23 protein-coding genes are annotated in these 24,859 nt (G+C 31.7%); 6 read left to right on the forward strand and 17 right to left on the reverse strand.

Translation table 11 applies throughout. The features are described from left to right. Positions 1 to 4: 4 nt before the first annotated feature. Genes OM074_RS08820 through OM074_RS08835 form a run of 4 tightly spaced genes read right to left on the reverse strand, consistent with a single transcriptional unit; the run spans position 5 to position 9,024 of the window. Positions 5 to 1,942 carry an AAA family ATPase gene (locus OM074_RS08820; protein WP_301199096.1) on the reverse strand — a complete coding sequence of 646 codons (1,938 nt, stop codon included), beginning with the start codon at positions 1,940 to 1,942 and terminating at the stop codon, positions 5 to 7. After that, positions 1,942 to 5,451 (reverse strand): Eco57I restriction-modification methylase domain-containing protein, encoded by a 3,510-nt coding sequence (locus tag OM074_RS08825; protein WP_301199097.1) that lies wholly within the window; start codon positions 5,449 to 5,451, stop codon positions 1,942 to 1,944. Before OM074_RS08825 ends, OM074_RS08820 begins: the two co-directional genes overlap by 1 nt. A 9-nt stretch (positions 5,452 to 5,460) precedes the next feature. Continuing rightward, the gene (locus OM074_RS08830) at positions 5,461 to 8,742 is read right to left on the reverse strand and encodes a helicase-related protein (protein ID WP_301199098.1); all 3,282 of its coding nucleotides are present in this window, start codon (positions 8,740 to 8,742) and stop codon (positions 5,461 to 5,463) included. A 6-nt stretch (positions 8,743 to 8,748) separates the two neighbouring features. Then, positions 8,749 to 9,024 (reverse strand): helix-turn-helix domain-containing protein, encoded by a 276-nt coding sequence (locus OM074_RS08835; protein ID WP_301199099.1) that lies wholly within the window; start codon positions 9,022 to 9,024, stop codon positions 8,749 to 8,751. A 327-nt stretch (positions 9,025 to 9,351) separates the two neighbouring features. Here OM074_RS08835 and OM074_RS08840 point away from each other — a divergent pair, with 327 nt between their 5' ends. Then, positions 9,352 to 9,621, forward strand: coding sequence for a hypothetical protein (locus OM074_RS08840; RefSeq protein WP_301199100.1), 270 nt, complete (start codon positions 9,352 to 9,354; stop codon positions 9,619 to 9,621). 32 nt (positions 9,622 to 9,653) lie between these two features. Here OM074_RS08840 and OM074_RS08845 read toward each other — a convergent pair whose 3' ends face one another. Both OM074_RS08845 and OM074_RS08850 read right to left on the reverse strand, forming a co-directional pair. Continuing rightward, a complete protein-coding gene (locus OM074_RS08845) occupies positions 9,654 to 9,917 on the reverse strand; it encodes a hypothetical protein (RefSeq protein WP_301199101.1) in 264 nt (87 codons plus the stop codon). A gap of 15 nt (positions 9,918 to 9,932) precedes the next feature. Then, positions 9,933 to 10,694, reverse strand: a complete 762-nt coding sequence (locus OM074_RS08850; protein WP_301199102.1) for a metallophosphoesterase — start codon at positions 10,692 to 10,694, stop codon at positions 9,933 to 9,935. A 305-nt stretch (positions 10,695 to 10,999) separates the two neighbouring features. On the opposite strand from OM074_RS08850, the gene OM074_RS08855 reads away from it, so the two are divergent. From OM074_RS08855 to OM074_RS08870, 4 genes are all read left to right on the forward strand, one after another. Then, the gene (locus tag OM074_RS08855) at positions 11,000 to 12,121 is read left to right on the forward strand and encodes a hypothetical protein (RefSeq protein ID WP_301199103.1); all 1,122 of its coding nucleotides are present in this window, start codon (positions 11,000 to 11,002) and stop codon (positions 12,119 to 12,121) included. A gap of 501 nt (positions 12,122 to 12,622) precedes the next feature. After that, the gene (locus OM074_RS08860; protein ID WP_301199104.1) at positions 12,623 to 12,763 is read left to right on the forward strand and encodes a hypothetical protein; all 141 of its coding nucleotides are present in this window, start codon (positions 12,623 to 12,625) and stop codon (positions 12,761 to 12,763) included. A gap of 78 nt (positions 12,764 to 12,841) precedes the next feature. Further along, positions 12,842 to 13,519, forward strand: coding sequence for a hypothetical protein (locus tag OM074_RS08865; RefSeq protein ID WP_301199105.1), 678 nt, complete (start codon positions 12,842 to 12,844; stop codon positions 13,517 to 13,519). Between the two features lie 164 nt (positions 13,520 to 13,683). Beyond that, entirely contained in the window at positions 13,684 to 14,034 is a 351-nt protein-coding gene (locus OM074_RS08870) for a DnaB-like helicase C-terminal domain-containing protein (RefSeq protein WP_301199106.1), read from the forward strand. Between the two features lie 34 nt (positions 14,035 to 14,068). Here OM074_RS08870 and OM074_RS08875 read toward each other — a convergent pair whose 3' ends face one another. The 11 genes from OM074_RS08875 to OM074_RS08925 all read right to left on the reverse strand — a co-directional run bounded on the left by OM074_RS08875 (position 14,069) and on the right by OM074_RS08925 (position 23,695). Next, complete coding sequence (locus tag OM074_RS08875) at positions 14,069 to 14,341, reverse strand: ribbon-helix-helix domain-containing protein (RefSeq protein WP_301199107.1); 273 nt, start codon at positions 14,339 to 14,341, stop codon at positions 14,069 to 14,071. A 72-nt stretch (positions 14,342 to 14,413) separates the two neighbouring features. Next, entirely contained in the window at positions 14,414 to 15,058 is a 645-nt protein-coding gene (locus OM074_RS08880; protein WP_301199108.1) for an AAA family ATPase, read from the reverse strand. A 4-nt stretch (positions 15,059 to 15,062) separates the two neighbouring features. Next, complete coding sequence (locus OM074_RS08885) at positions 15,063 to 15,884, reverse strand: DUF5712 family protein (RefSeq protein WP_301199109.1); 822 nt, start codon at positions 15,882 to 15,884, stop codon at positions 15,063 to 15,065. Next, on the reverse strand, positions 15,865 to 16,515 hold the full coding sequence (locus OM074_RS08890; protein WP_301199110.1) for a hypothetical protein: 651 nt from the start codon (positions 16,513 to 16,515) through the stop codon (positions 15,865 to 15,867). The genes OM074_RS08885 and OM074_RS08890 overlap by 20 nt, the downstream gene beginning before the upstream one ends. Positions 16,516 to 16,674: 159 nt before the next feature. Further along, positions 16,675 to 17,196 (reverse strand): hypothetical protein, encoded by a 522-nt coding sequence (locus OM074_RS08895; RefSeq protein WP_301199111.1) that lies wholly within the window; start codon positions 17,194 to 17,196, stop codon positions 16,675 to 16,677. Next, positions 17,189 to 17,773, reverse strand: a complete 585-nt coding sequence (locus OM074_RS08900; protein ID WP_301199112.1) for a hypothetical protein — start codon at positions 17,771 to 17,773, stop codon at positions 17,189 to 17,191. The genes OM074_RS08895 and OM074_RS08900 overlap by 8 nt, the downstream gene beginning before the upstream one ends. A 62-nt stretch (positions 17,774 to 17,835) precedes the next feature. Continuing rightward, the gene (locus tag OM074_RS08905) at positions 17,836 to 18,126 is read right to left on the reverse strand and encodes a helix-turn-helix transcriptional regulator (protein WP_301199113.1); all 291 of its coding nucleotides are present in this window, start codon (positions 18,124 to 18,126) and stop codon (positions 17,836 to 17,838) included. Positions 18,127 to 18,325: 199 nt separating this feature from the next. Then, complete coding sequence (locus OM074_RS08910) at positions 18,326 to 19,135, reverse strand: hypothetical protein (RefSeq protein WP_301199114.1); 810 nt, start codon at positions 19,133 to 19,135, stop codon at positions 18,326 to 18,328. A gap of 4 nt (positions 19,136 to 19,139) precedes the next feature. After that, complete coding sequence (locus OM074_RS08915; protein ID WP_301199115.1) at positions 19,140 to 20,267, reverse strand: tyrosine-type recombinase/integrase; 1,128 nt, start codon at positions 20,265 to 20,267, stop codon at positions 19,140 to 19,142. 207 nt (positions 20,268 to 20,474) lie between these two features. After that, positions 20,475 to 21,890: a tRNA uridine-5-carboxymethylaminomethyl(34) synthesis GTPase MnmE gene (gene mnmE / locus OM074_RS08920; protein ID WP_301199116.1), complete on the reverse strand. Its 1,416-nt coding sequence runs from the start codon at positions 21,888 to 21,890 to the stop codon at positions 20,475 to 20,477. A gap of 113 nt (positions 21,891 to 22,003) precedes the next feature. Further along, positions 22,004 to 23,695: a methyl-accepting chemotaxis protein gene (locus tag OM074_RS08925; protein ID WP_301199117.1), complete on the reverse strand. Its 1,692-nt coding sequence runs from the start codon at positions 23,693 to 23,695 to the stop codon at positions 22,004 to 22,006. A gap of 243 nt (positions 23,696 to 23,938) precedes the next feature. On the opposite strand from OM074_RS08925, the gene sucD reads away from it, so the two are divergent. After that, complete coding sequence (gene sucD / locus OM074_RS08930) at positions 23,939 to 24,808, forward strand: succinate--CoA ligase subunit alpha (protein ID WP_301199118.1); 870 nt, start codon at positions 23,939 to 23,941, stop codon at positions 24,806 to 24,808. The last annotated feature ends 51 nt before the right edge of the window (positions 24,809 to 24,859 follow it).

Consider the following 24,859-nt stretch of genomic DNA (forward strand, 5'->3'; position numbering starts at 1 on the left):
TGAATCAATTAAAAGGTTTTACGGTTATTAATTTTTCAGAGGTTTCTGTAAATGAAACTCCATCCCAAAAACTTTCTTCTCCGGATTTATCTGATTTATTATAACAGTAATTGTATTTATTAATTATAGAATTGTTCTCATTATGCCAATCTCCTATATTTTTGTCCTTTGGCGGTAATTCTACACCCTCTTTAAAAATTTTAAAATTAATATTCCCTTTAGTCAAAACCTCTGTTTTTCCAGGCTCTTTAATTAAATGTGAATCATCTTGAATCACAAGATTGTATTTGTAATTATCACCATGGTTGACACATTTAACTTCAAACTCTAATTTTGTTCCCTTTTTTAATATGTTTTGGGTTATTTCAATTTTTCTTAATTCGGTTAGAGTATTGATACAATCGCTTAGCTCACTGTAAAATTTTGGAACGTCATAACTATCGTGGCTTGATGGATTAAGAACAAATTCTCTGTGGGAATTTAGTCTTTCAAACAAACTTTTATCCAATCCATTACTTTCAGAGAATACAACTGCTTCAGATAGTAAATTGCCAAGGGCTTTTAATTTTCCTTCGTCGTTTAATTTATACCTATTGGGTAGTATCTCTTTAAGAAAATTTTCAGCTTCTTTTCTTAGGAAATTACCTGCAATTTCATATTCATTTAAATCAAGGTAACGAATCGCCTTTCCCAAATATGACTCTGAATCATAAATTAAAGGTAATGGAATCTCATTGTTTTTATGAGAATACATTTCAATGAACTTCCAATTGTTTTGTTTGTAATGTTTAATTTTATTCTGAGCCATTTGGAAGAAAAAACGGTCATGAGTCATTATAAGAAGCTGATGTCTATTGGCTTTTCTGAGGATAATGTCGAGCACAATGTTTCGATGACTCATGTCAAGACTAACCAATAAATCATCTAAAACAAGCAAACTACATGCATCAGCAAAGGTTCCTCGTTCATCAAGCATAGCAAAACGAATTGACAATGCAATTGCAGTTAGTTTTGCCTCGTTTAAAAAGGTATGAGGATTTGGTATGTCACGTTTACTAATATCTAATTTGTCATCCAGTAGTTCTGCTGTTAAAAAGATTTTAGGTTTATGTAGTTTTCCGTCTTTAGCTCTCTTGCCAGTGGGTTTATTAAAATCGCAAACAATTTTATCGGTGTTAAAGCTTATCTTAAATGATTCATTAAATTCTTTAGTAAGATAATTGTTAGTCGCTTCTGTAATTTTTAATAAATAATTTTTGAGTAAATCGACAAATTTTGGCAGCAAAACCTCTTTATACATCTTGTATTCTTCAGAACTCTCGCTTATAGTATGTTTCATGCTCTTGTTGCGAGGCAAATCTTCATGAACAGTTAATATATAATCCCACCAGTCTGATGCATATGATTTTCCGGAAAGTTCACCATTTAATAAAGGATATTCTTCTTCAAAATCTATAAACATCAATAAATCTTTAACAAATAGAGGAAAGAGGTTTATTGGTTCGCTATTACGGAAATCATATAGTTTTGACAGGTATTTGTAGTTTAAAAAATCACTGGCATTTAAGGTTTTTCTAACCAAAGTACCACCTTTTGTATTGATGCCATTAGGACGATTTGAAATTACCTTTTGCGTTATAGTCCCGTCTGAGCTAATAAAATCTATGATTATACCAGATTCAGAACCATTTGTGGCATAGCGGTTTTTTAAACTTTCAGTTTCATCATCACTAAAATACTTTTTAATTTGATGATTTCCAGTTTTTAAACAACTTTGTAAAAAGGTGTATAGAGCCCAATAGATCGTGCTTTTACCACTCCCATTTTCACCATAGAGTAATAAGTTATCTTTTTCCAAATCAATTTTATTCTTTGGGTATTCGGCTTCAGTTCCATAAAAAAACTTGAAATTTCTTAATGTAATCGATTTTATTCTTTGCATTAGACAGTTAAAATAGGCATTAGTAGATCACGTAATTCAATTTTCATTGCTTTAAGGTTGTTCCTTATCTCATTATCCTTCTCCCTAAGTTTTTGGTAGGCGTTGTGGATAATTTCGCGTTGTTCTTCCTCTTGTTTGCCTTCTATGCTTTCAAAATCACGCTCAGCATAGGTGATGAAGGAAATACCAGCTTTCTTAAATTCCTCAGGAAAATACACTTCAAATACCATTGCATCAATTACCTCTTCAAAGATTTCAGATATGTGAGAATTTGGCACGAATTCATTTAGTTGTTTTAATTTCTTTAGCTTAAGAATGTAATCTACAATAGTTGAAATGGGATTGTTTATTTCTAATTGAGGTAGGGGAAACTCTTTTACGTCTTTTACTAATATCTTTGGGAATGCCCCTTTTGTAGCCTTAGGTGAATTATTAAAATGAAAAAAAGTTGCAAGTCTTGAGTTGAGTATGCCAGTCAATGCTTTTATGGAATATTCTTTACTTGATTTTACAATTATGATTGCAGGGTCATTATATAGCTCATCAGATGTAATAGCAGCAAATATTGAGGGGTTTGTGATTTCCCGGATAAGTACTCTTTCACCATCAAAAAATTTGGGGTGTCGAGGATTCGCTATACCATCACAATAATCAATATATTCTTTTTTATTCCAAGAAACCTCATACCTTGTTACATCTGCTCCCCAAAGCCATTTTTTTAAAGATTCTTTTTCAAATGAATCATAATGATAAACTCTGTTTTTTATAATATCTTCAGATTGTCCTTGATATTTGTCGTAAGCAATAAGTCCCTGAGATACATCAGGAAAATAGTCAATAAGTTGTTTAGTACCTAATTTAATTTTAGACACTATATCAATAATATTGGTGTCTAACATAAAAGCTAGCCCCCAATTTTGGTTCATTAGTTTTAGGTTCTCAACATTTATATGAACTCTAGGCTTATTTGATAACTCCTTGAATGAAGTTATATCCTTTGTTTTTCTATAACCTACATTTTTAAGATTGGACTTTCTCCATGTATTTATAGTATTACGTACTGTTGCTGACTGAAAAATACTAAATTTAGTACAATCTAGAATTTCTATTAATCCCCATTTGTCGAGAATATTTAAGCGATATTGCGCCGCAAAAGTATTGAATAAATATGTGTTAGGGATTATATATGAAAAAATACCATCTTCCTTAAGTAATAAACGAGCTTTTTCTGTGAAGTAGTGATATATCTCATAATCTGGAAGTTTACCTATGCTATTTACTACAATATTTCTATAATCACCCTTTATAGAAACTCCATATGGAGGATTCCCAATAACAATATCAAAACCTTCAAAATTACCATTTACATCTAGTAGGTTTGGAAACTCAAAACGCCATTCTATAGCCTCTTGGTAAACCTTTGATTCCTCTCGAGCTTGCTTTTCTTTTTCGAGTTTAGTAATTTCTTTTTTTAGCTGAGCTGTAGTTTTTAATTTTTCAATACTATTAATTGTTTCATTTAATCTTCTTATCTCTTCATCTTTATATATATTCGAGGAGTCTTGATAATTCTTAATTTTTTGCTTTAACTCTTTAATTCTTGATTTCTTGTCCAATGCTCCAAAAAGATTATTACCTTCTTGAAGGATTAAATCTGCTTTTAGAAGGTTAAGCTTTTTAATTTCCTTATTAGAGAAATATGTTTTAAATGCAGCCTTAACATCTTCGATAAGTTGTTTAAATTCATTTTTCTTATTGTGATTTGCTTCATGTAGATATTCTCTAACTATGGATTTATATTTTTCAAGGTCAACCTTGTTTTCTTTCTCACGACCTTTATTAAATTCTCTGAATATTTCATCAATTGGAGCATCAAGGGAGTAACGACTAATTAATGAGTTACCACAAATAATCTTATAATCGAGGTTTGGTAAAGGTCGTGGTGTTGGTTCATCTACAACCAAAGAAAGCCAAAAACGTAACCTGGCAATATCAACAGCTCCTTCTTCAATATCAACTCCATATATAGAGTTTTCAATAATGCTTTCTTTCACCCTTGCCGGACTCCATGCTGTATAACCTCTTTCAAATGCGATTAATCCTTTTAATGCAAATATTTCATGCAACAAACCCATAGGAAAAGCACCTGAACCAATAGCCGGGTCACATATTTTTACATCCTCTAATAATGCATCAATGGTACGAAGCTCCTTATCACTTAATTCAGCTTTTTGTTTTTTCTTTACAAAGCTGTTAAGCTTTTCTTTCTCGGTTTCAGCTAAATGCGTGCTCAGGTATTCAATTAAGGATTCTTGCGTCATATAATGTACAATCTCCTTAGGAGTATAGAAAGCCCCTTTATCTTTATTGTCTTCCAGTAAGTTTTCAAAAATATGCCCAAGCATTTCAGGGTCAACACCAATGTCCTGGTCGTCTGGGCTGCTTTCGTCCACTGTGAAATTGTATTTACTAAAGAAAGCAAACAACTCAATAAAACGTTGCGGTTCAAATTGAATGTTTTCAGGTTCGGTTTCATCTTTTTCGAATAAACCACCGTTTAAATATGGTATGCGAGTATTTGTTACCGAAAACACATCATTATTCTCAGTTCGATCTTGGTTTAAAGTATAGAAGAATAACGGCACCAATGCTTTTTGGTAAAAATGGTTCTTATCAGGAAATTCCTCGAATAGCCGGAAAACAAAATCTCTCTGACCATTACCCCATTCTTCACCTAATGGCACACCCATCCAACCTTTCTTCTGAAGAAAATATAGGAAGACAATTCGACCTAGAAATTTCTTAACAAAATCACTTACTAGTTTTTCACCTTTATCATGGTCTCCATATACTTGCTTAGTAAACAAAGAAAATGCTTTGGGATTATCCACAATATAAGCCACAAAAGTTTCGTATTGATGAAAATAACCAGCGTAAAATTCCTTTGAAAGCTTCTCTACCGAAAAAGCTTTTAGGACGTCTTCCATAGTAATATTTCTGGTTTCAATTTGATTGAATAGCCATTCAAATTGGTTAACCGCTGTCTTTACTGTTTCAAATTGTCCAAACAAATAGGTATACCGCTTTGGATGTGTTTCTGTTTTTACCTCGTTATTGTCCTCATCCCAGTATAGAGACTTCGATATGAAAGTAAATCGCCAATCTAAAGCTTTATGGTTGTGGTATGTAATAATGGCTCCGTCAATATAACCAAACCCGATTTCACTAGACAATATATTTCGTAATCCAACCCTATTTTTGGTTACTTGTTGGTTTTCTTTTAAAACAACTTCGTAAAACTTGATTATTTTGCCATCAGCAAGCGATATATCACCAAACTCCCAAATGTGTTCTACATCCTTGTGTTTAACTAAAGAATCATCTTTAAGGTCAATGGGTGTTTGAAAGTAGTTGTTATCAAGGTTACGGAATAATTCTTTAAGGAAATTTTTCCAAATATTGCTCTTGTATGGAGCATTGAAAATATTTTTTAATGTATCTCTTTTCATAGCTTAACGTTAAGAAGAAAATGATTCAGATATTATTATCTGTGGCTTATTCTTCGTTGTTTTGACTCTTACTTTCGGTTTTTCATCAAATGATTCTTCTTTCAATTCTTCAAGTGGATAGGCTTTAATAATCTTTAAAATCTCGTTGTATTCATCAGCTCGTTTTAGCTTTTTACTGATACTTTCTTTTTTAAATTTGTTGATTTCACGAGGTAGTTTCTGAAAACGTCCTATCTCAATAGCTTTTTTAGCTTCTAACAATAATTCTTTTTCATCATCAGATGAAAATTCCTGTAACGATAAATCTCTAATGATTGCAATAGCACGTTTTTCATTAGGTCCCTGTTTAATACTAGCTTTAGTTCCCAGACTTAATAAGCTTAAATCTTCAATAAAAGAACTTAAAGCTGTATTGATTTGAGTATAATGAAATTCAGGTAAGGCAATTGCTCTTTCTGTATATTCAGCTTTGTATAATCTTGCCGCTTCAACAAAGGTTAGTTCCTCAATTGAATTATCAGCATGCATTAAATAGTAGGCATCTCGTTTACGATCTTTAATGTAAGCAATTGTTTGTCCTTTAAGTGCTTTGTTGTTTCTGCCACAGCGAGCTCGGTGGGGAATTTTGTTTTTAATATATTGGTATTCTTCCGGATGTTCTTCTCTGAATTTTCGTAAGTAATTAAGATATTCTAAACGTTCATCTTTTTCTTCTTCAGGGAGCTGTTCAAATAGTCCGAATGAATCATAATCTTCCTGAGTAGAGTATATCTGGCTATCTTCTCCTAAAGCAGAGTGGAAGGCTTGCAATTTTATATATGCTTTTTTATTCAATTCTATCTCATTATCTGCTTGTTCTGTAGGGAAGAAGTTGTAGATATGAATAAAATTAGAAGGCGTACCAACTCGATTTACACGCCCGATACGTTGCATTAGTCGAGTTGAATTCCAAGGTATGTCGTAGTTTAAAATTACATTTGAGCGATGAAGATTTACTCCTTCAGCCAATACTTCAGTTGTAATTATTATATCGTAATCATCTTTTCGTTCTGTTATAGGTTGATTTGCATCAAAGTTTTCCGCTATTATATCGGTAAGTTCTTTAGCATTTGAAGAATCAACACTTAAAATTCTTTTAAATCCATCATTTTTAAGCTTATCTACAATGTGTGCTGTAGTTTCTTTTGATTCAGAGAATATTACAAGTTTGTTATTGTCGTTAATTTCAGAATTAAAAAACTCTCCTTTTAACTTATGTATTAAAGTGTCATATTTAGGGTCATAACTATTGACAGCTTCCCATTTACCAACTAGTGTTTCTAATATTTCATTATCCTTTTGTATGCCTTGAATAAATTCTTCGGAAAATTCTTCAACATCAAAAGCTTGAATTTTTGCCGGGTCATCTGAATTCAGTAGTAGTTCATCTAATTCTGCTTCATTATCATTCAATATAAATTCACTAACACCAAGTTTTGGAGCGATGTAAATTTTTCCATTTTCAATCATTTTTAGCATTGCCCGATTTGCATCATAATATCGACCTAAACTCATTCTAAAAGCATGGAACGAACTATCAATACGCTTAACTAAAAGGATTTTCATAATAACTGCCAATTGCTCAGAGATACGATCTGCCTGGCTTGCATTCACATTTGTTGCTTTTTTATATTGCTTTTTGGCTTCATCGCTCATAAATTTTATGGCTTGATAACGATAATAGCCTAATCCCTTTTTAGTATCCTTTACCAATTTTAAAGTCTCATCATATAATTGGCTAACTTCATCATTTAACTGATAAAGTATTTGTTTGGGTGGTATAATTTCAGGAAATGAAACTCCTTGTTCTTTGATATCATTCAAATAACTAGGAGTATTTCTGATATCGGTTCGAGTTCTTCTAACAATAACAGGTTCCAATACTTTTGTTCGTATCTCTTCGTAGATTTCTTTTACCCCCTGAGCAATTTTAATTTGGTCTCTTTCTTTTTTTAGTTTATTGTATTTATCAATTAAAGGCCGGAAAAAATGCTGTAAGTTTCCAACCTCTAAGGTTGATTGTTTAGAATCTTGAAACAAATAGAGTTGGTTTCGAATATCTTCCGGTTTATTGTTTAATGGAGTAGCTGTGACAAGAATAACTTTTTTCTTATCAGATAAATCATTTCCTTGCCTTTTACGTTTGGTTTTACATATTTTCTGTAACTGGTGAAACATCTCCGACTCATCAGAACGAAATTTGTGAGCTTCATCCACTATTATTAAGTCATAATCTTCAGGGTGTTTGATTTTATGAAGAGAACCATTAGTAATAAAATCGATATTGGGTACTTCAAAATCCCTAATTGTTCTTCTCCAGCTTTTTTCAACTGCTGGAGGATAGATTATCAACGTTTTTGTTCTATATCCATTAGCAAAGTAGAATTTCTTAGCAATGATTGTGGCAATGATAGTTTTACCCAAACCTACCACATCAGCCAATACAAATCCGGAGTGTTTTAGTAGTTTAGAATAACCATCGTTTACTGCATCAATTTGATAAGCAAGTTTCTTATATCCTTTGGGAAGGTCTGTAATTGATTCCGGGTCGTATTCAATTGCTTTACCAAAGTATTCGATTAAAAGTTTAATATATATTTCAAATGGTGAAAATTCATCACTGATATGTGTTGTCTTTTTTAGCTCTTCAAGGGATTGTGGCAGAATATCAATAGCTTCCTTCCAAAGATCATCAAAGGTAGTACTAGCAAATACCACATCATCATAGTAAGGTAGTAAGACATTGAATTCAAAGTTCTTTTCGATACCCGAAACTGAAAGGTTAGATGACCCCGTAATTACCCTCCCAGGATTATGCTCATTCCATTGTTTTGGTCTGAAAATATAGATTTTTGCATGAATGTTTTTATCAGGATGTGCTTTAATTTCTATTTTACCAGAAGTGATATCATCAATGAATTGAACTATACCATCTTCAACATCTTTGGTATAATCACATTGTTCTATATCATTTCTTAAATCCCTTAAAAACTCTTCTCTAGTAACTTCAGTATTAAAATTAAACTCCAAACCTTTTCTAGCAGCTTCACTAATCAAATGGTCAACATCAATACCAACTAGTATGCGTATCTTTTCAACATCTTTTAAAAATTCTCTAATTCTGAAATATCCCGAGGAACGAAAATAACCGACCAAGGCGTCAAAAGCATTCACTTCTGTATGTTCAAAAATACCTTTGAATTTATTAAGAAGAGTGTTGTCCTCTTTATTTGTAAAAAACTTAGTACTCATAGATGCTTATAACTTCATTTCAACAAAACTTAAAGTTGCTTTCGCTACTTTCTCGTCTTTAATTATTTCGTAAATCTGACCCGCCAACCATAAGGTCAACAACTCATCCACGTCAATCTCGAATATTCTGGCTAACTCAATTACCTGTTCACGTTTTGCTCTTCTTTCGCCACGTTCAATCTTGCTGTACATGGGAGAGTCAATCTCTAAAGCAGCAGCTAATTGTCGTTGAACCATTCCTTTTTCCTCACGGAGTTCTTTGATACGTTTTCCTACAAACATGCTAATTATTTTAAGACTTGTCAGAATTTGACTAAAAGTACAAAAGAATAGAAATGTAATAGCAAAGTGTAGAATAAAGTTATCAACAATATAAAAACATACTCTTTAATAATTATTTGGGACAATATGGATTGTGTATTAAGGATCTTAATTAAGGAGAAGTGAATCAATTAGTACACTGAATCAAATAATAAATAATGGAATGGCTTTATTAAATTTCAAATGGATATGGTATATTGGTATTGATTTAAAATTAATTGTATCATGAATCTATATCACAAATACAAACAAGTTCTTGGTTAAGTATTCATCATTACTTAACTAAAAATGAAACATTTTGAAGAAGATTTTCCTCTTAGATTAAAAGTAAAAACGAAAAAAGAATTTCGTCTTAAAAAAGCGTTTGGATGTTATTATCCTGGAGTAGTTGATATCCCAAAAAAGTTCAATAATGTAAGAATTTCAAGAATTCAGAACTATATTGAAATGGGTGGTTGTCAGTATTGTTTTCCTCATGGCAGAGAAACACCCAACTCAACTATTTCAAAACAACGAAATAAGAATTGGAAAAGATACCGCAAAACAAGATGGAAATGATTTAAAAGGCATCAGTTATGGTGCCTTTTTTTTTAATAATATCTGGCTTTTTTGTATTCCATATTTACATCTTCAATATCAGAATGTACTTCTTTATTTGCTAATGAAAGTCTGGCCTTCAATCTATTTTTTTTATTTTCAGATCTGTTATGAAGTGTTTTCATTCTGCACCATTTACACCCACAATTTAGTGAATGATTTTTGCTCAGATAGTTTGTCCCCCTGTATCCCCAACCAAAGGAATCCCATAATTTCTTTCTTTTTTCTGCGTAATGACGGTCTTTGTTAGTAAGCATCAAGTATAATTTAAATTATATTTCAAAAAAGGCAGAGGTTTTAAATTCATGATGTTCATTTAAATGTACATATCCTAGTTGATTTGTAACTAATTTTGTACCATTAATTTCCTTTTCAGGCATATTATCATGATGATGGCCATAGATCCAGTAATCAACATCTATGTCATAAATCAATGGATGTAATTCTGTTACAAAAGCAGGACTGATAATTGATGTTTTGTACTTCTCTGGATTACACAGCTGACTTGGAACATGATGAGTAACAATTACTTTTTTAGAGGCTTTAGATTTGACAATTGATTGCTGAAGAAATGCAATACTTCTTTCATGTAATTCATTAAAAATGTCTGTATTCAGATCTTTTCCATGATAAGTGATTTTATAAAAATCACTTACGTTATTTTCAATATATAGAGATTTTTCTATAGGTATATTTGACCATAAAGTGCTAAAAAAGAATTCCACTCCTTCAATAGCAATAGATGTGTTGTTAACCATCCATATATTTTCCCTTATGGATTCAAATACAGGTTTATCAATAATTCTTAAATCTTTACCGGTATAGAACTCATGATTTCCCGGAACATAATATACAGCTTTAAAACGTTTTGAAATATAATCAAAGAAAGAGTGTTTAAAATGCTTCTTTCCCCAATAAGTTATATCTCCAGCCAGAACTAGTATATCTCCAACTGGATTAATTGGATTTTTATGAAGATATAAACTATTCTGGATAAACTCCAGATGTAGATCGGAACAATATTGAATAACCATAAGGGAAAAAAGAATTTGAATTCAAACAAAATAAATAAAAAGTTCAATAGTCAACAATGATTTACTATTTTTGAAGCTGAAATATTAAAATAATTGTTGCGTCACTGACGCTTCTCCGTAGATAAAATCGCCAAAATAAATCGAGAGAGAAGCCAGGAAGTGAATGCACCCTGACATGGGTGTGTTCCTTTCGCTTATATGGTTCTCTCAGGTGTTTGGCGATACCTATCTGCGGCTATATATAGCAAAGGTTCACGCCCACCTTCATTTTTAAGGGGTTCGTGAACCAATTAAGGAACGAGCCTATGACCAGTTACCATTTCGATGAATCAAAAATAGATCCGTATTTTAGTAAGTTATCTTATGATGAACTCAAGGAGGTAATTTGCCACTTTCATAAAAAAGATTGTACTCTTCCCAAGATTATGGAAAAGTACAATCTTGAAAAGGTTACTTATACTCAATTCCTAAAATTATTGCCTCCTATTGTGCATACAGATAATATATGCATAACATGTGGAGAAACCTCTCATAAGCTTCATATAAAAAGAGGAAATCTATCGAATCCAATTTGTCTATCTTGTCATAAAACAATGTTTTCAGAGGTTGATCCTTATGAAAAGTTATTTCCAGATGACGGCTTTTGGGATGGAGCAGCGTATTCTTACAAAAAGGGTAACGTCAAAACAATTAAAATCTCCAGAGAAAAATATGAAACGCTTGATCTTGATGTCAAATTATTTTTAGGGAGTTTAATTCATACAGGTATTTCAAAAGACTTTTCTGTAATTGGTGCTGGAATAGTAGGAGATGGAGATCCAGCACCAAATATATTTTACCTTAAACATTTAATGACAGAACTAGGAGCAGGAAACCATTCTCCTTATGCAATTTATATTGAAATTGAAGAAGATATAGCCAGAAAATATTTTATGCCATTTAGAAGACTAGATCTTTCATTGGAAGAGCAAATGGAACTATGGGGAAAAGTTGCATTAAATGAGGTGATTGAGATTTTTTATGGTAGTCTGGACTCTAAAGGCCTTGTTACGAACCAGAAAGAAGCAATTGCACCAATTATGACTGATCTGCTCAAACTATATTCTGTTGGACAAATGGTGAACCTGATATGGCAAGCATTAAATTTCAAATACGATGAATACCTAAAAGGTATGAGAGACAAAAATCATACTGCTAATTCCATTATTTATGCATGTCTGAACTTTGGAGAATCCAAAAAAAGACGAAATCAAAAAGTTCAATGCTTTAATAGGCCAGCACAATTTCCTCAATCAGAATTATCAAAATATCTTTTTAATGATGTATTGAAAATTGGAGATATTGGATATAGAGAAATTCCTTCTGAAATGGAATTAATGAAAGATCCTAATATTACCAAACAAGGAGATAATCTCACATTTAAATAATATAAAATCTAACAATTTACAATTGGGATGCATACATGCATTCCAATACTTTTTGGTTTTCAAGGGAGGCAACGGCCTCCCGATTTTTTATAGCTTTATTGCTTATGAAAAAATATACAGTAAAAGTGCCATATAGCATCATATATAAATAGAGTTCTAGTGTTATTTACTAATAAGAACCATGTGTGATTAGGTGGGTTATGATATCGTATGTAATATAACAACGCTGATAAATAGATGTATAGTGGGATTCACCTAGAAGATGCATGTGTAATTAGGTGGATTATAAACCTAAGTGTAATATAATGCCTCAGATATCATCTTTATAGAATAGTTATCAATTTTATTTTACAAAATATTAAAATGCAAATAATTATAAATTTTCTATATTTAACTGTCAAAAATTAATATAGCGACACAGTATGACTCACCCCATATTTATTTTTGAAATAAGGGTTACCGAAAACTTTTTAGAGTAGGTAAATTTAAAATTTTATGATTATGCCAAGTTTTTGTTGGAAAATTAAAGCATTAAAAAGTAATGGACCAATCGCACAAGGAATGGAAGTTGAAGTAATAAAACAAAACAAAACACAACAGGTGGACCAACGCAAAATGAAATTCGAGATGCTTTTAATTTAAAATATAATATAAAGGCTCAGACTGGTATTTATACTAATAAACATATGTTTGAAATTATTAAACCTAAATAGTTATTTTATGAACATGGAAGATATAAAAACTCAACAGGAAGAGTTATATCAACAGTGGGAGGAACATGCAAAATATGAGTATTTTGTCCGAGATGGGATTCTCAATTATGAAGTATGGAATACTACAAAACCTAAAATTATGTTTCTTTTGAAAGAGACTGCTGATGATTTTGTAAATATTGCAGATAATGACATTGATATTAGAAATGGTAATGGAAGTCATTTTTGGTGGAATATTTGCTATTGGAAGTATGTAGTTTCAAACAAATATATTAATAAGGATATAGTTTTTATTCCAACACGTGAACTTCCAGAAGCACAGAAAGACTACGTTTTAAATGATATTGCATATGTAAATGTGAAAAAGCAATGCGATAATAAAACTAAAACTAGCGATAGTGAAATTCTTGAATATGCAAATAGAGATAAACAATTATTAGTAAGTCAGATAGAGTTGATTAATCCAGATATTGTTTTTTGTAATTCAGTAACGCTTAAGGTATATCTCATAATGTATGGAGATCAATTAACGAAATTAAATGATATATGCTATAAGCATAATAATCGATTGATACTAAACTTTAGGCATCCTAGCTATTTTCAAATAGCAGGAGGAAGACAAACTCATTTTAGCGACTTATACAATGCAATTGATGATTCTGTAATAAAGCAATTTTCTTGGTAATATTGATTTGACACTTTCTGAAAACCAGTTAAGAAATAACAAAAGAAGATAATCTTTTAGAAAAAGATAAGAAAATAGCGACATTCTTTGACAAACCAACTCTTTAGTTTTGTTCGGAACATAACGGAGTGAACCGAAAATCCTAAAGAGTAGGTAAATTTAAAATGTGTCAAATAAAAAAAAAGGTCGTACCAATAACTATTCTTGTAGGCGTAATCCTTTCTTCTTGTTCTGAACCATTTAGTGATTTTAACAAACTAAGCATTAATTATATATTAATTGATGTGCAAAGAATTAATAATCAGTCAAAACAAAGTTTTGTAATAATTGATTATGTGCAGTTAATCCGAGATTACAAAGACAAAAACATCTGGAAAACCTTAAAGGAATTTGCTGAAAACGAAAATTTGATAATATTTATATTATCTCAACTCAAAATAGATTTTGATCCTCAGAATGTATTAAAGGACTTGCACATGCTAAATGTTGAACTTCAATATGTATCCCATACTTAACTTTTAAATGAATAAGCAAATGCAAGACAATCATTTAATAGATATACTTTCCTAATTTTTCTCTAACTGCTTCTGTGATAAATTCCTTTATAGAAAGTCCTTTGTTTTGAGCTACATATACTTTTAGTTCTGTATGTAATGTTTTGGGTAAATAGATTGTTGTTCTAAAATAATCTTCCATTTCTTTTTTTCTTGAATGATGTATTTCAGAAATATCGTCTTCAATCTTTCTGATTTGTTTAGGCTGCTTTGTAAGCTCGACTTTAGGTTTTAATGTACTGCGTATATTTAGACTTTGCTTTTTCATAATTATGTTTTGATGTTTTAGCATAAATATGTCCAGACATATTTATGCTAAAATGTTATTATGCTTTTATGTTTATATGTTTTCGTTAGAAATTAATGTTAGGACTTCATTAGCTAGTAAAGTAATTTCTTCCTTTGCCTTAGGATCCTTGTATTCATAAACACCAAGACCGCAAACAACAGACTCTGAATAGGCAACTCTATTATTGAGCTTAGACTCTAAAGTGGATATGCTAAAATCTTTTAGCACTTCATTAACCTCATTAGTTAATTTTGCGCGAGGATTCACTTGGTTTAGAATAAAATAACCATTTATATCCTGCTTAATTAATAATGCTTGCTCATATTTTTCAATAAACATTTCAGTAGCCCAAAGATCGAGTACTCCGGGTTTTATAGGTATTAATAATAGATCAGATATTAAAATTATAGTACTGGCTAATTCTGAAAGGGCAGGAGTTCCATCTATAATAACGATATCATAATCCTTTTGAAAAGAATTAATATTCTTTCGTAATGCCTTTGGGTCAGTAATGGATACTGATAATACTTCTGGTAAATCGTCAGCTCGTAATCCGGACCACCTTATGGATGAACCATTGGTGTCGGTATCTATAATAATTGTTTTATACCCCATGTGTGAAAAACACACGGCTAAATTTGTTGAGAGGGTACTTTTGCCGGTTCCTCCCTTGAGGGAGCTTATAGATATAATCATTTAATTAAATTTTTGGTTTTAGTTTTTTTACTTTCTTCTTTTTCTTGAATTTATCTTCCTCCTTATATGCTGAAGCATTTGATGAGCTTGTACTCAACGATAAGTTTGAAGTTAGTTGTTCAACCTGATGTGATATACTCTTGTCAACAGATTGAGAACGCATGTTATCTAGATCATCAAAATAGGCTTCCTTTTCTTCCAAAGATGCGTATTTCCAGACTTGATCTGTTTTAAGCTTACTTTCTACTCTGTGATAATTAAATATTTTGTCAAATGCTTTTTCACTTTCAAGGTAGAAATCAACTCTTTTAAATCTGGATTTATCATTTGTATTAGGGGAGAGGGCTATTTTTTGTTCTTTATCACGAGCAGAAACAATTATATGCACATGCATGTTGTTCCCATTGTTATATTCTCCATTTCTTTCATATTCTAACTTGCCAGCCCAAACCAGATTGTCAATCCCTAACTTTTTGCCATCTTTTAAGTTAAAACTTGCGGCGTATTGTTGCATTACCTCACAAGCATATTGCTTAAATTTTAGTGGACTATGGTTTATGTGTTTTAATTCATGTTCGTCCGGAGCAATAACTAATGAATGAAACTTGGTTCTGTTTTTAGCATTCCGTTTAGTGTTATTATCAATCATGCTTATAACTGCATTGGAGCTTAATTCATCATCTATATGATTGAAAAACATTTCTCGTTTGTCTAATGGGTGCTTTTCATTTTCTTTACTTAGGTAGTCAGCCAGAGATTTACAGGAACCCGTATTTGAATAAGTCGTTTTTCCATGAATGGAAGGATTAATTATCTTTATGTACATTTTCTTTCTGTTTAGTATCATTTGATTTTCGAGCCTGTTCGAGTTTTTTGTCAAAAGGGGCTAATATCTTTATTCCCTTATGGACTTTTTCAATTTTAGTGCAGTGTTCTCTTAAAGCTTTGTAGTTTTTAGAATTCTCTCTGTTGGCATCTTCTAACCATTGAAAAGATAAATTGATGGCAAAAAATAAACCTATTAAGACAACTAATACTTTTGAAATCTTTTTTAAATGATTGAACAGCTCAATTCTACTTTCTATCTTTTCGTGTAATAAAGATTCATAGTGTTGTAAAGATTTATTGGTAGTATTTTCTATAGTTGCAATACTATCTTTAAATAATTGCTCATTTTCGGTCCTAGTTGAAACATCTTTTAGTCTTTTAGAAAGGATTAATAGATCTTCAGAAATCCCTCGTAGATGTGTTTTTTCTTGTTGCTTCATCCATCCTCTAAAAGTTGAATCAAGACTCTGTATTTGGTTAAATACATTTTGTTTGACCTCTTTTAATGTTCCTTTTTTTAAGGCTGAATTAATCAGTAATTCAGCTCCTTCTGTAATGCCCTTTTTTTCTCTTGAACATAGTTTTTTAAATGCATCATGTATTTCCGGGGATACTCTTATAATTTTCATAATATATGAAGCGTTATGTATAAGGGTGTAGCAAGAGGGAATGTAACAGCGTTACATTCAGTTTCTGAAAACAGTGTTTTCAGGGCATAATAGATGTTACATTATTAATTTTAATGTAACATCTATTGCTACACCCCTTATTTTAGTTAAAACTTAGTGTTATTTTCTTCCTAATTTCTTTTGTAATGCTATGACGCTTGGTAGTTTGTCAATATTTCTTGCTATGAAGAATAACCTGTCATTTAATGTTGTTATTTCTTTTTTAGATTCCAATAAGGCAGATTTTCTAGTTTCATGTTTTCTTATTGCGTCAAAAACATATTCACTAGAAAGAGATTGATAGAAACTACCATTTTCAGCTTTTGATATTGAAATAATAATAAGTGCAAATTCATCAATCTTAAGATTTCCATGATCCTTTAAGATTATTAATGAAATATAGTTAATAGCATCTTTGGACAAGCATCGTTTAATATTAACCATTTGATTAGCCAAATTTAGCCAGCTTCCAATTAATGCAATTGCAATCTCATATGAAAAATGGATAGTGATTTCATTTAGAGTTGGATTTTTTGAATTGGAGGCATCAATTGGATGTTTGTATCGCCAAAGGTGTTTGATTGAATTATTTGGGCTAAAATCACTAATTGAGGATATGTTAATTTGGTTAGTGCTACTCATTGTTTTTGTCGATTAGTTGATTTATAAAATTAAATTCTTGGCTATTAACAGGATATAAGTCTCTTAATTCGTTAAAATGAGATTGTTCTAATAATTGATTTAAAAAAAAATCATTTTCTAAATGTTTAAAAAGTTTATTTTCTTTTATGTGTTTTATAATGTCTTTATTGTTTTTAATACAGGGCACTGCTGAGTCTTTGGAAAGATTATGCTTGTTGTTTGCTTTGGATGTGTCAAGCTCTTGCTTCGAAAGTGCCTCGTCGAATTTGCCCCAGCATATTTCAATAACATTTTTTGTATATTGGTTAATGCACTTCTCCAATATTATAATAAAACCGAGTTCTTCAATTTCTAAAAGTGTTTTGTTATATGTTTTAGAATTTGAGAAACCTGCAACAGACATGGCTGATTCTGTATATAACGTGAAACTAGATTGCCACATTTTGCTATTCGATAATTCAATTATATACCAAATCAAAGCCATGTGTTGATGTTTTATTTTAGGATTTTGACCAGATATTCGCATAACGGATTTTGTCAGTTGGAATAAATCCACTGATTTTGTACTTTTGTTCATATTATTTCAAGAAAAAGAGTTAATGAATTGGCGTCCTGCAAGGCGCCTTTTTTTTATGCACCTTATTTTCTGTTACGCAATAAGAAGTTGCTTGCTTCTTGATCCAAGTCGCTTTCTGTTAGTATCCTGTTGGTTTCCAGAAGCCAACGGTCAATTTCGTCCTTATCAAAGAATAGTTTGCCACCGCCTGGTTTGCTGTATGGTATTGAGTATGAACTAGTTAGTTTATATAAATACGATGGTTTAAAGCCGGTGTACTCAACAACTTCGTTAAATGTAAGAGACTTTTTCTGACTCAATAGTAGCTTTTCGATTTTCGTCAATCGATCATTTATACATTCGTAATGATTCATTTTATTCTAAATTTAAAATTAAACTTTAATACTGGCCAGTATTTTTTAATTTAGATCTGAAACGAAAGTATAGAAGTCAAAAGAAAGAATAAGGTCACAAATAAATTGTGAAAAAATATTTAGTTAAGGTATTTATTATTAGTGTGTTTTGGATCTAGTGAAATTAAATAGTATGTCACAATTATTAAAAGGTGACATGTTATTTTTGCTTATTAACATATGGTAGTTTAGAAAGATCTAGGTCAAATTCATAGAATTTAAGGTCATTTTTTATTTTTAAGAGCAAATTATGTTCTATGTATTTAAAGGTTCTACTTTTTGCCTTTTTCATATTTTTTATGCTATCACCATCAAACGTAAATCGCGTATGAAGTACTTCGTTTGTGTTTCTATTTACAAAACAATTTCTCTGACCTATTGTGTAAAATATATAAAATAAATCTTTGCTTTCTATTTTATAGTTTATACCTCTAGTTTTAATTGTAATTTTTTCAGATGGAATATCAAATATAGTTTTTGATTCAGGATCGATTAAACCTTTTAATTGAGTAATCGAATAATTTTTAAATAATTTAAGATCTTGAATAAAGTATCTTAAAAGGTTTAGAAAATCTTTCTTTGCTTGTTCGTTTTTAAGTTTGAGATATTTTATATTCAAATCAATATTTTTATTCACATTTTTATTTAAAATCAAGTCAACCCTTGGAGACCATATTACAATTGAAATTATACAAATAATAATAAAAACAATTGATTGAGATATTTGGGATAATTGGATAATTGTGCTCTCGTTATCTAAAGGTTGATTTATATCCTTATAAGAAATATATAATAGAAGTGATATTAGGGAAAGAAGAGTAATTCTAGGTAGCTCAACTTTAGTGTTAAATAAAACCTTTTCATTCAATATTTTATTCCATAATTTTCCGAAGTAAATTGTTGAAATTTTGTAAAAATTATAAATGATAGAAATTATAAATATTGTGATAGTAATAGTATTTAAACTCATATTGTTATAGGTTTATGATTGGAATAATATTGGCCGCCTCCTTTTGTTTTGCATCAACAATTCGGGCATAAATCTCTGTAGTGCGTAACTCTTTGTGGCCTAGGCGTTTAGATACTATATATATGTCGGCACCGTTAGTTAGCATCAATACGGCATTGGTGTGACGACTTGAATGAAAAGTAAATTCTTTATATATCCCAGCGTTATATGCCCATTTCATTAAAATGTTGGTAGTCTGAGCTGTATATTTTAGATCAGGAATAACTAATTCATCCGGAGTACCTCTTTCACCAAGTAAATCTCTTGCATTTTGATTGATGTATAAATACTCAAGTCCATCTGTTTTCTTTTGAGTAAATACGATGCGTAATTCATCCTCGTTTTCACGAACTTCTTTCCATGTAAGTTTTTCTATGTCTGAATATCTTAATCCAGTTAGGCAAGCAAATAAAAAAGCAGTTTTAATGCTTGGGATTCTACATTCAGCTTTTGCTAGTTTTTGAACTTCGCTATGAGTGAGGTAGGGGCGTTCGACTTCTGCTTTTGGAAAACCCTTTACTCTTTTTCCTGGATTTTCGAAAATTATTCTGTCATCAAAAGCTTGGTTTAATGCAGCTTTTACTTTTGCAAAATATGTTAGTTTTGTATTAGGAGATAACTTTTTTCCTTGTGGTGTTGTCGCACTCTTATCAAGATAGTCCTTAAATTCTTTAACTTTTTCTACGGTAAAGTCTGTAAAAGTTAATTTTTCACCAAAAAAGTCGGTAAAGTGTTTATATGCACTATCCCAATTGCCATAATTTCCTTGGCTATCGAATCGCTCATCTGTAAGTTTTCTGAAATACTCTACGAAATTTGCATTAACTATGATATGATTCTGGAAACCATATTTACCAGAGTCGTATTCTGCTTGTTTTTTAGTCCTGATTTTTTCAGCTAAATCCTGATTTGTTTTGTTGTCTTGCTTTTGTTTGGGAGTTTTGGGTTTATCGTATAGATACAATTCAAGATTCTCAAATTCTCGATCATGTTTTATCTTACCATTTGAATCTTTTGTATACCCTTTATAGTATTCCAGGAACAAACTCCTTCGACCATCTTTTAGTTTACGCGATCTTAAATTTATTTTCATCTTTTTACAACTTTTGGTGAGGAATTGTAAAAATAAAGTAAATAAATGTAAAATAAAATACAATTGAAGTAAAATGTCTTAGCCATTAATATACGACTGTATTTTATTGTGTCGTGTGTTAAGAGGTTGTAAATCAGTAGTTATTTGACTTTGTTGTGACTTTAGTTTACTTTGTTTGACCTATGTGAAAAATGAAAAACTCAATCGTTACTTTCCGATACAAAAGTTCTTAAAGATATTGCCTAAAACTTCATCAGTTTGGATTTCACCGCCTGTAATGTGTCCTAAATAAATCAACACTTCCCTGATATCTTGCGCTAGAAAATCGCCTGAAATACCATCTTGCAATCCTGTTACAACTCTAATAATTGACTCATGGGATTGTTTTAAAGCTTCATAATGCCTGGCATTAGTTACAATAACTTCATCATTATCCACAGCTTGTATGTTGATGGTTTTTATTAATTCATGTTGTAATTGTTCAATTCCTACTTGTTTTTTAGCTGATAAGGTGACAATTGCATCGGATCCAGAAAGCTCTTTAAATTTATTTTGATCAAATCGGGTATCTATTTCATCATCATTTAACAGGTCTATTTTATTAATGGCAACAATTAACTGCTGATCCTCTTTCATTTTGTTTTTAACAGCAGAAATAGCTTCATGAATTTTCTCAATCGGATCATTGATATCAAGCATAAGAATTACAATAGAGGCTGATTCTATTTTACTAAAAGTACGGTCAATACCTATTGTTTCAATGGCGTCTTCAGTTTTTCTGATTCCTGCAGTATCAATAAATCGGAAAGTGATTCCTTGAATATTTAAAGTATCTTCAATAACATCACGGGTTGTGCCATGAATGTCAGAAACAATAGCTCTGTCTTCCTGTAAAATAGTATTAAGCAGTGTAGACTTCCCTGCATTTGTATGACCTACAATTGCTACAGGGATACCATTTTTAATAGCATTACCTAAAGAGAAAGAGTTAATTAACTTAGAAAGTAATTGTTCTATTTCATTTACCAATTCTACTAATTGTGAACGATCTGCAAACTCAACATCTTCCTCGCTAAAGTCAAGTTCCAATTCAATTAATGAGATAAAATTAAGCAGTCTTTCCCTCAAATGAATTAATTCAGTCGAAAATCCACCCTTCATTTGTTTAAGAGCAACCTTACGTGCCGCTTCAGATTGAGATGCTATTAAATCAGCAACAGCTTCTGCCTGCGACAGATCCATTTTACCATTAAGAAAGGCACGTTGCGTAAATTCACCAGGTCCTGCTAATTTGGCACCATTTTTAATAAATAACTCCAACACTTTTTGTTGAATATAAGGTGCACCATGACAAGATACTTCAACAGTATTTTCACCGGTAAATGAATTTGGTGCCTTAAAGATACTTACCAGAACTTCATCCAGTTCTTTTTCATTGTCTATTAATGAACCAAAGTGTACTGTATTGGCTGATTGATCAATTAATTTTTTTCCGGATTTAACTGATTTAAAAACATTGTCGCAAATAACAATGCTATCCGGACCAGTTAATCTGATAACAGCAATAGCTCCAGCTCCCTGTGCAGTTGAAATAGCAACGATAGTATCTTCTAAATTTATCATAGATTCAAAATTTGTCACAAAAATAAACAAAGCGTTCCATAGTTAATCCTATGTTGAAAAAAAAGCAAGACCTTTTTTAAAATCTTGCTTTATACTTTTCTTTTTTCATCATCCTAAAAAGAAATATACTCTTCTTTGCTTGTTTTCTTTTCTGGGGATTTATAACCAGATTTGGAGGAGGGTACAATGCTTGGTAATTTCATGTCTGAAAGTTTTTTGTTAATGTCTTTAAGACTGTCTTTCTTTTGACTGTTCTGAGAATTCACGTTTGCTTTTTTTTTATGTTTCTGTTTCTTTTTTTTCTTTTTGGCACTATCCTCAATTATTACAGTTCCATCAACAGAAAAGAACTCAAGCATTTTTTGTAATACTTGTGATTCTTTCCTAAGTAACTCTGATTCTGCCGACATATCTTCAGACATCATGGCAATACGTTGAGTATGCCCATTGAATTCAGACACAGCATTTGAAATTTGTGTAGCTTCACTTTGCTGTTCAATAGCTGAATCTGTTATCTTATAAATATATTCGGTTGTTTGCTCACTTTCCTTTTGAATGCGCATCAAACTAGCCCCTGCAAGCGAGGAATATTCTTTACCTTCGGCAGATATAGAGTTCATATCGCTTGATATTTCCTGGGCTTTTTCAGCTAATTCCCTGATTCCTTTTGCCACAACACCAAAACCTCGTCCATGTGAACCTGCTTTAGCTGCTTCAATACTTGCATTTAGTGCAAGTATATTGGTTTGCAAGGCTATTTCTTTAATATTTACAGATTTAGCAATTAGCTCATCCATTATTTTCATGGCATGTTTAGTTTGAATCATCTCTTGTTCTATTGTATGAGATGATTCTTTATTTATTGTTGCAATTTGTTGAGCATCATTAGCATTTTGAGTAATTAAAGAAGCCATTTCCTCCATAGCAGCAGATAGTTCTTCGGAAGACGATGCCTGTGACGCAGAATGTGTATTTAAACTAACTGCTTTTGTATTAAACCTGTCACTCGAGTTACGGATGCTTTTAGCTGCGTGAGCCAACTTTACAACCATTTCCTTAATTATCCTGTTACTGGTTAAAATACTATGTGCCAACTGACCAATTTCATCTTTTTGAAGCATTTCAAATTCATGATTTAACTCTCCTTTGGCCTGTTGGTCTGCAAATTTCACTAAATTGTGAATAGGGGAGGTGAATGATTTTGTTAAAAACCTTGATGTAACAATACTAACAACCAAAAGTATTAAAACCCCACAGAATAAAATTAAAGTAGAATTATAAGCCAGTACAATATTGTTATTTACTGCTATCTCAGCTTTTCTAAACAAAGCCTCTGAGAGTAGTTGTATTAATAAAATACCATTGTCCATTTGATCCGAAATCAGCAAATTACTTTCGTTGACAGGTTCGGCTTTTTGAGCTTTTGCTACAATGCCTGAAAATGAATCCAATTCAGAGGATAGAATGCTAAGTTGCCCATTCATAGAAGGATCATCTTTTAATTGCAACTTAATTTCCTCAAGAATGTTTTTTGTAAACTGAAGGTGTGTTAATCCATCATATAAGAACTGTTGATTTTTACTATAACCATAGCTCCTTAAATAAAATATAGCCTGCTGCCAATTGCGTTCCAGCTCGGCAACCATTTTTACTGTAGGTAGTTGTTCAACAGATACAGAACTTGCCGATTTTTCGATTTCGTTCATCCGAATTATGGCTAATGTTCCAAACAATACAAACATGGCAAGAAACGAAGAAAAGATAAAGGTTAGTTTTTGGGCAATCTTAAAATTTTTCCATTTCATTTTAATCCCTTTTAGAGTTTTTGTGTGTAAGTGTAAATAAATGTTTCTCTGCGTGTGTGTGATTATCCTTTGCAAATATATTTTTGCAAACTGGTAAGTATGTTATGTAAATATTATCCTGATGTTATCATATTGATTAAACATTTTTTTTACACACTGGTTAATTATCTACTAGTATATTGGGTTACTGTTGAAATTATTTTTAATTTGGAAAGTGTAAATATTTAGATAAACATATATCACATGAGCGTATTAGTTTCAGAAAAATCTAAAGTCATAGTTCAGGGATTTACCGGGAGTGAAGGCAGTTTTCATGCTTCACAAATGATAGAATACGGAACCAATGTTGTAGGAGGTGTAACCCCTGGAAAAGGAGGAACTACCCATATGAACCTACCTGTTTTTAATACTGTTGAGGAAGCAGTAAATAAGACCATGGCTGATGTGTCTGTAATTTTTGTTCCACCACCATTTGCTGCAGATGCAATTATGGAAGCTGCCAATGCCGGTATTGGTGTGATCATCGCTGTTACAGAAGGAATACCGACCTCAGATATGGTAAAGGTAAAAAACTATATTGCAGGTAAAAATGTACGTTTGGTTGGCCCCAATTGTCCCGGAGTCATTTCTCCTGGGTTGGCCAAGGTAGGAATCATGCCTGGATTCATTCATTCAAAAGGCAGAATCGGTGTTGTTTCACGATCAGGAACATTAACATATGAGGCTGTTGATCAGCTTACAAAAGAAGGACTCGGACAAAGTACCTGTATAGGGATAGGGGGAGATCCTATAATTGGAACCACTACAAAAGAAGCTGTGGAGCTATTGATGAATGATGCAGAAACAGATGGAATTATTATGATAGGAGAAATAGGCGGCAGTATGGAAACAGAAGCTGCTCTTTGGATAAAAGAACATAGTACTAAACCTGTTGTTGGTTTTATTGCAGGACAAACAGCTCCTAAAGGTAGGCGGATGGGACATGCCGGAGCTATTATTGGTGGGGCAGAAGATACTGCAGCGGCAAAAATGAAGGTAATGCAGGAGTGCGGTATACATGTAGTGGAATCTCCGGCTGATTTGGGAATCACTATGAAAAACGCACTTTCATAAGCATTTTTACTTTTGAATTAAGGATATAATAATCAAATTCATCTATTGCTT

Source organism: Plebeiibacterium marinum (genome assembly GCF_026013615.1).
Classification (GTDB): Bacteria; Bacteroidota; Bacteroidia; order Bacteroidales; family Marinilabiliaceae; genus Saccharicrinis; species Saccharicrinis marinus_A.

Excerpts from the sequence above, each read along its gene's own strand:
- OM074_RS08820 (WP_301199096.1), bottom strand. The coding sequence starts at position 1,942 with ATGCAAAGAATAAAATCGATTACATTAAGAAATTTCAAGTTTTTTTAT.
- OM074_RS08825 (WP_301199097.1), bottom strand. The coding sequence starts at position 5,451 with ATGAAAAGAGATACATTAAAAAATATTTTCAATGCTCCATACAAGAGC.
- OM074_RS08830 (WP_301199098.1), bottom strand. The coding sequence starts at position 8,742 with ATGAGTACTAAGTTTTTTACAAATAAAGAGGACAACACTCTTCTTAAT.
- OM074_RS08835 (WP_301199099.1), bottom strand. The coding sequence starts at position 9,024 with ATGTTTGTAGGAAAACGTATCAAAGAACTCCGTGAGGAAAAAGGAATG.
- OM074_RS08840 (WP_301199100.1), top strand. The coding sequence starts at position 9,352 with ATGAAACATTTTGAAGAAGATTTTCCTCTTAGATTAAAAGTAAAAACG.
- OM074_RS08845 (WP_301199101.1), bottom strand. The coding sequence starts at position 9,917 with ATGCTTACTAACAAAGACCGTCATTACGCAGAAAAAAGAAAGAAATTA.
- OM074_RS08850 (WP_301199102.1), bottom strand. The coding sequence starts at position 10,694 with ATGGTTATTCAATATTGTTCCGATCTACATCTGGAGTTTATCCAGAAT.
- OM074_RS08855 (WP_301199103.1), top strand. The coding sequence starts at position 11,000 with ATGACCAGTTACCATTTCGATGAATCAAAAATAGATCCGTATTTTAGT.
- OM074_RS08860 (WP_301199104.1), top strand. The coding sequence starts at position 12,623 with ATGCCAAGTTTTTGTTGGAAAATTAAAGCATTAAAAAGTAATGGACCA.
- OM074_RS08865 (WP_301199105.1), top strand. The coding sequence starts at position 12,842 with ATGAACATGGAAGATATAAAAACTCAACAGGAAGAGTTATATCAACAG.
- OM074_RS08870 (WP_301199106.1), top strand. The coding sequence starts at position 13,684 with ATGTGTCAAATAAAAAAAAAGGTCGTACCAATAACTATTCTTGTAGGC.
- OM074_RS08875 (WP_301199107.1), bottom strand. The coding sequence starts at position 14,341 with ATGAAAAAGCAAAGTCTAAATATACGCAGTACATTAAAACCTAAAGTC.
- OM074_RS08880 (WP_301199108.1), bottom strand. The coding sequence starts at position 15,058 with ATGATTATATCTATAAGCTCCCTCAAGGGAGGAACCGGCAAAAGTACC.
- OM074_RS08885 (WP_301199109.1), bottom strand. The coding sequence starts at position 15,884 with ATGTACATAAAGATAATTAATCCTTCCATTCATGGAAAAACGACTTAT.
- OM074_RS08890 (WP_301199110.1), bottom strand. The coding sequence starts at position 16,515 with ATGAAAATTATAAGAGTATCCCCGGAAATACATGATGCATTTAAAAAA.
- OM074_RS08895 (WP_301199111.1), bottom strand. The coding sequence starts at position 17,196 with ATGAGTAGCACTAACCAAATTAACATATCCTCAATTAGTGATTTTAGC.
- OM074_RS08900 (WP_301199112.1), bottom strand. The coding sequence starts at position 17,773 with ATGAACAAAAGTACAAAATCAGTGGATTTATTCCAACTGACAAAATCC.
- OM074_RS08905 (WP_301199113.1), bottom strand. The coding sequence starts at position 18,126 with ATGAATCATTACGAATGTATAAATGATCGATTGACGAAAATCGAAAAG.
- OM074_RS08910 (WP_301199114.1), bottom strand. The coding sequence starts at position 19,135 with ATGAGTTTAAATACTATTACTATCACAATATTTATAATTTCTATCATT.
- OM074_RS08915 (WP_301199115.1), bottom strand. The coding sequence starts at position 20,267 with ATGAAAATAAATTTAAGATCGCGTAAACTAAAAGATGGTCGAAGGAGT.
- mnmE (WP_301199116.1), bottom strand. The coding sequence starts at position 21,890 with ATGATAAATTTAGAAGATACTATCGTTGCTATTTCAACTGCACAGGGA.
- OM074_RS08925 (WP_301199117.1), bottom strand. The coding sequence starts at position 23,695 with ATGAAATGGAAAAATTTTAAGATTGCCCAAAAACTAACCTTTATCTTT.
- sucD (WP_301199118.1), top strand. The coding sequence starts at position 23,939 with ATGAGCGTATTAGTTTCAGAAAAATCTAAAGTCATAGTTCAGGGATTT.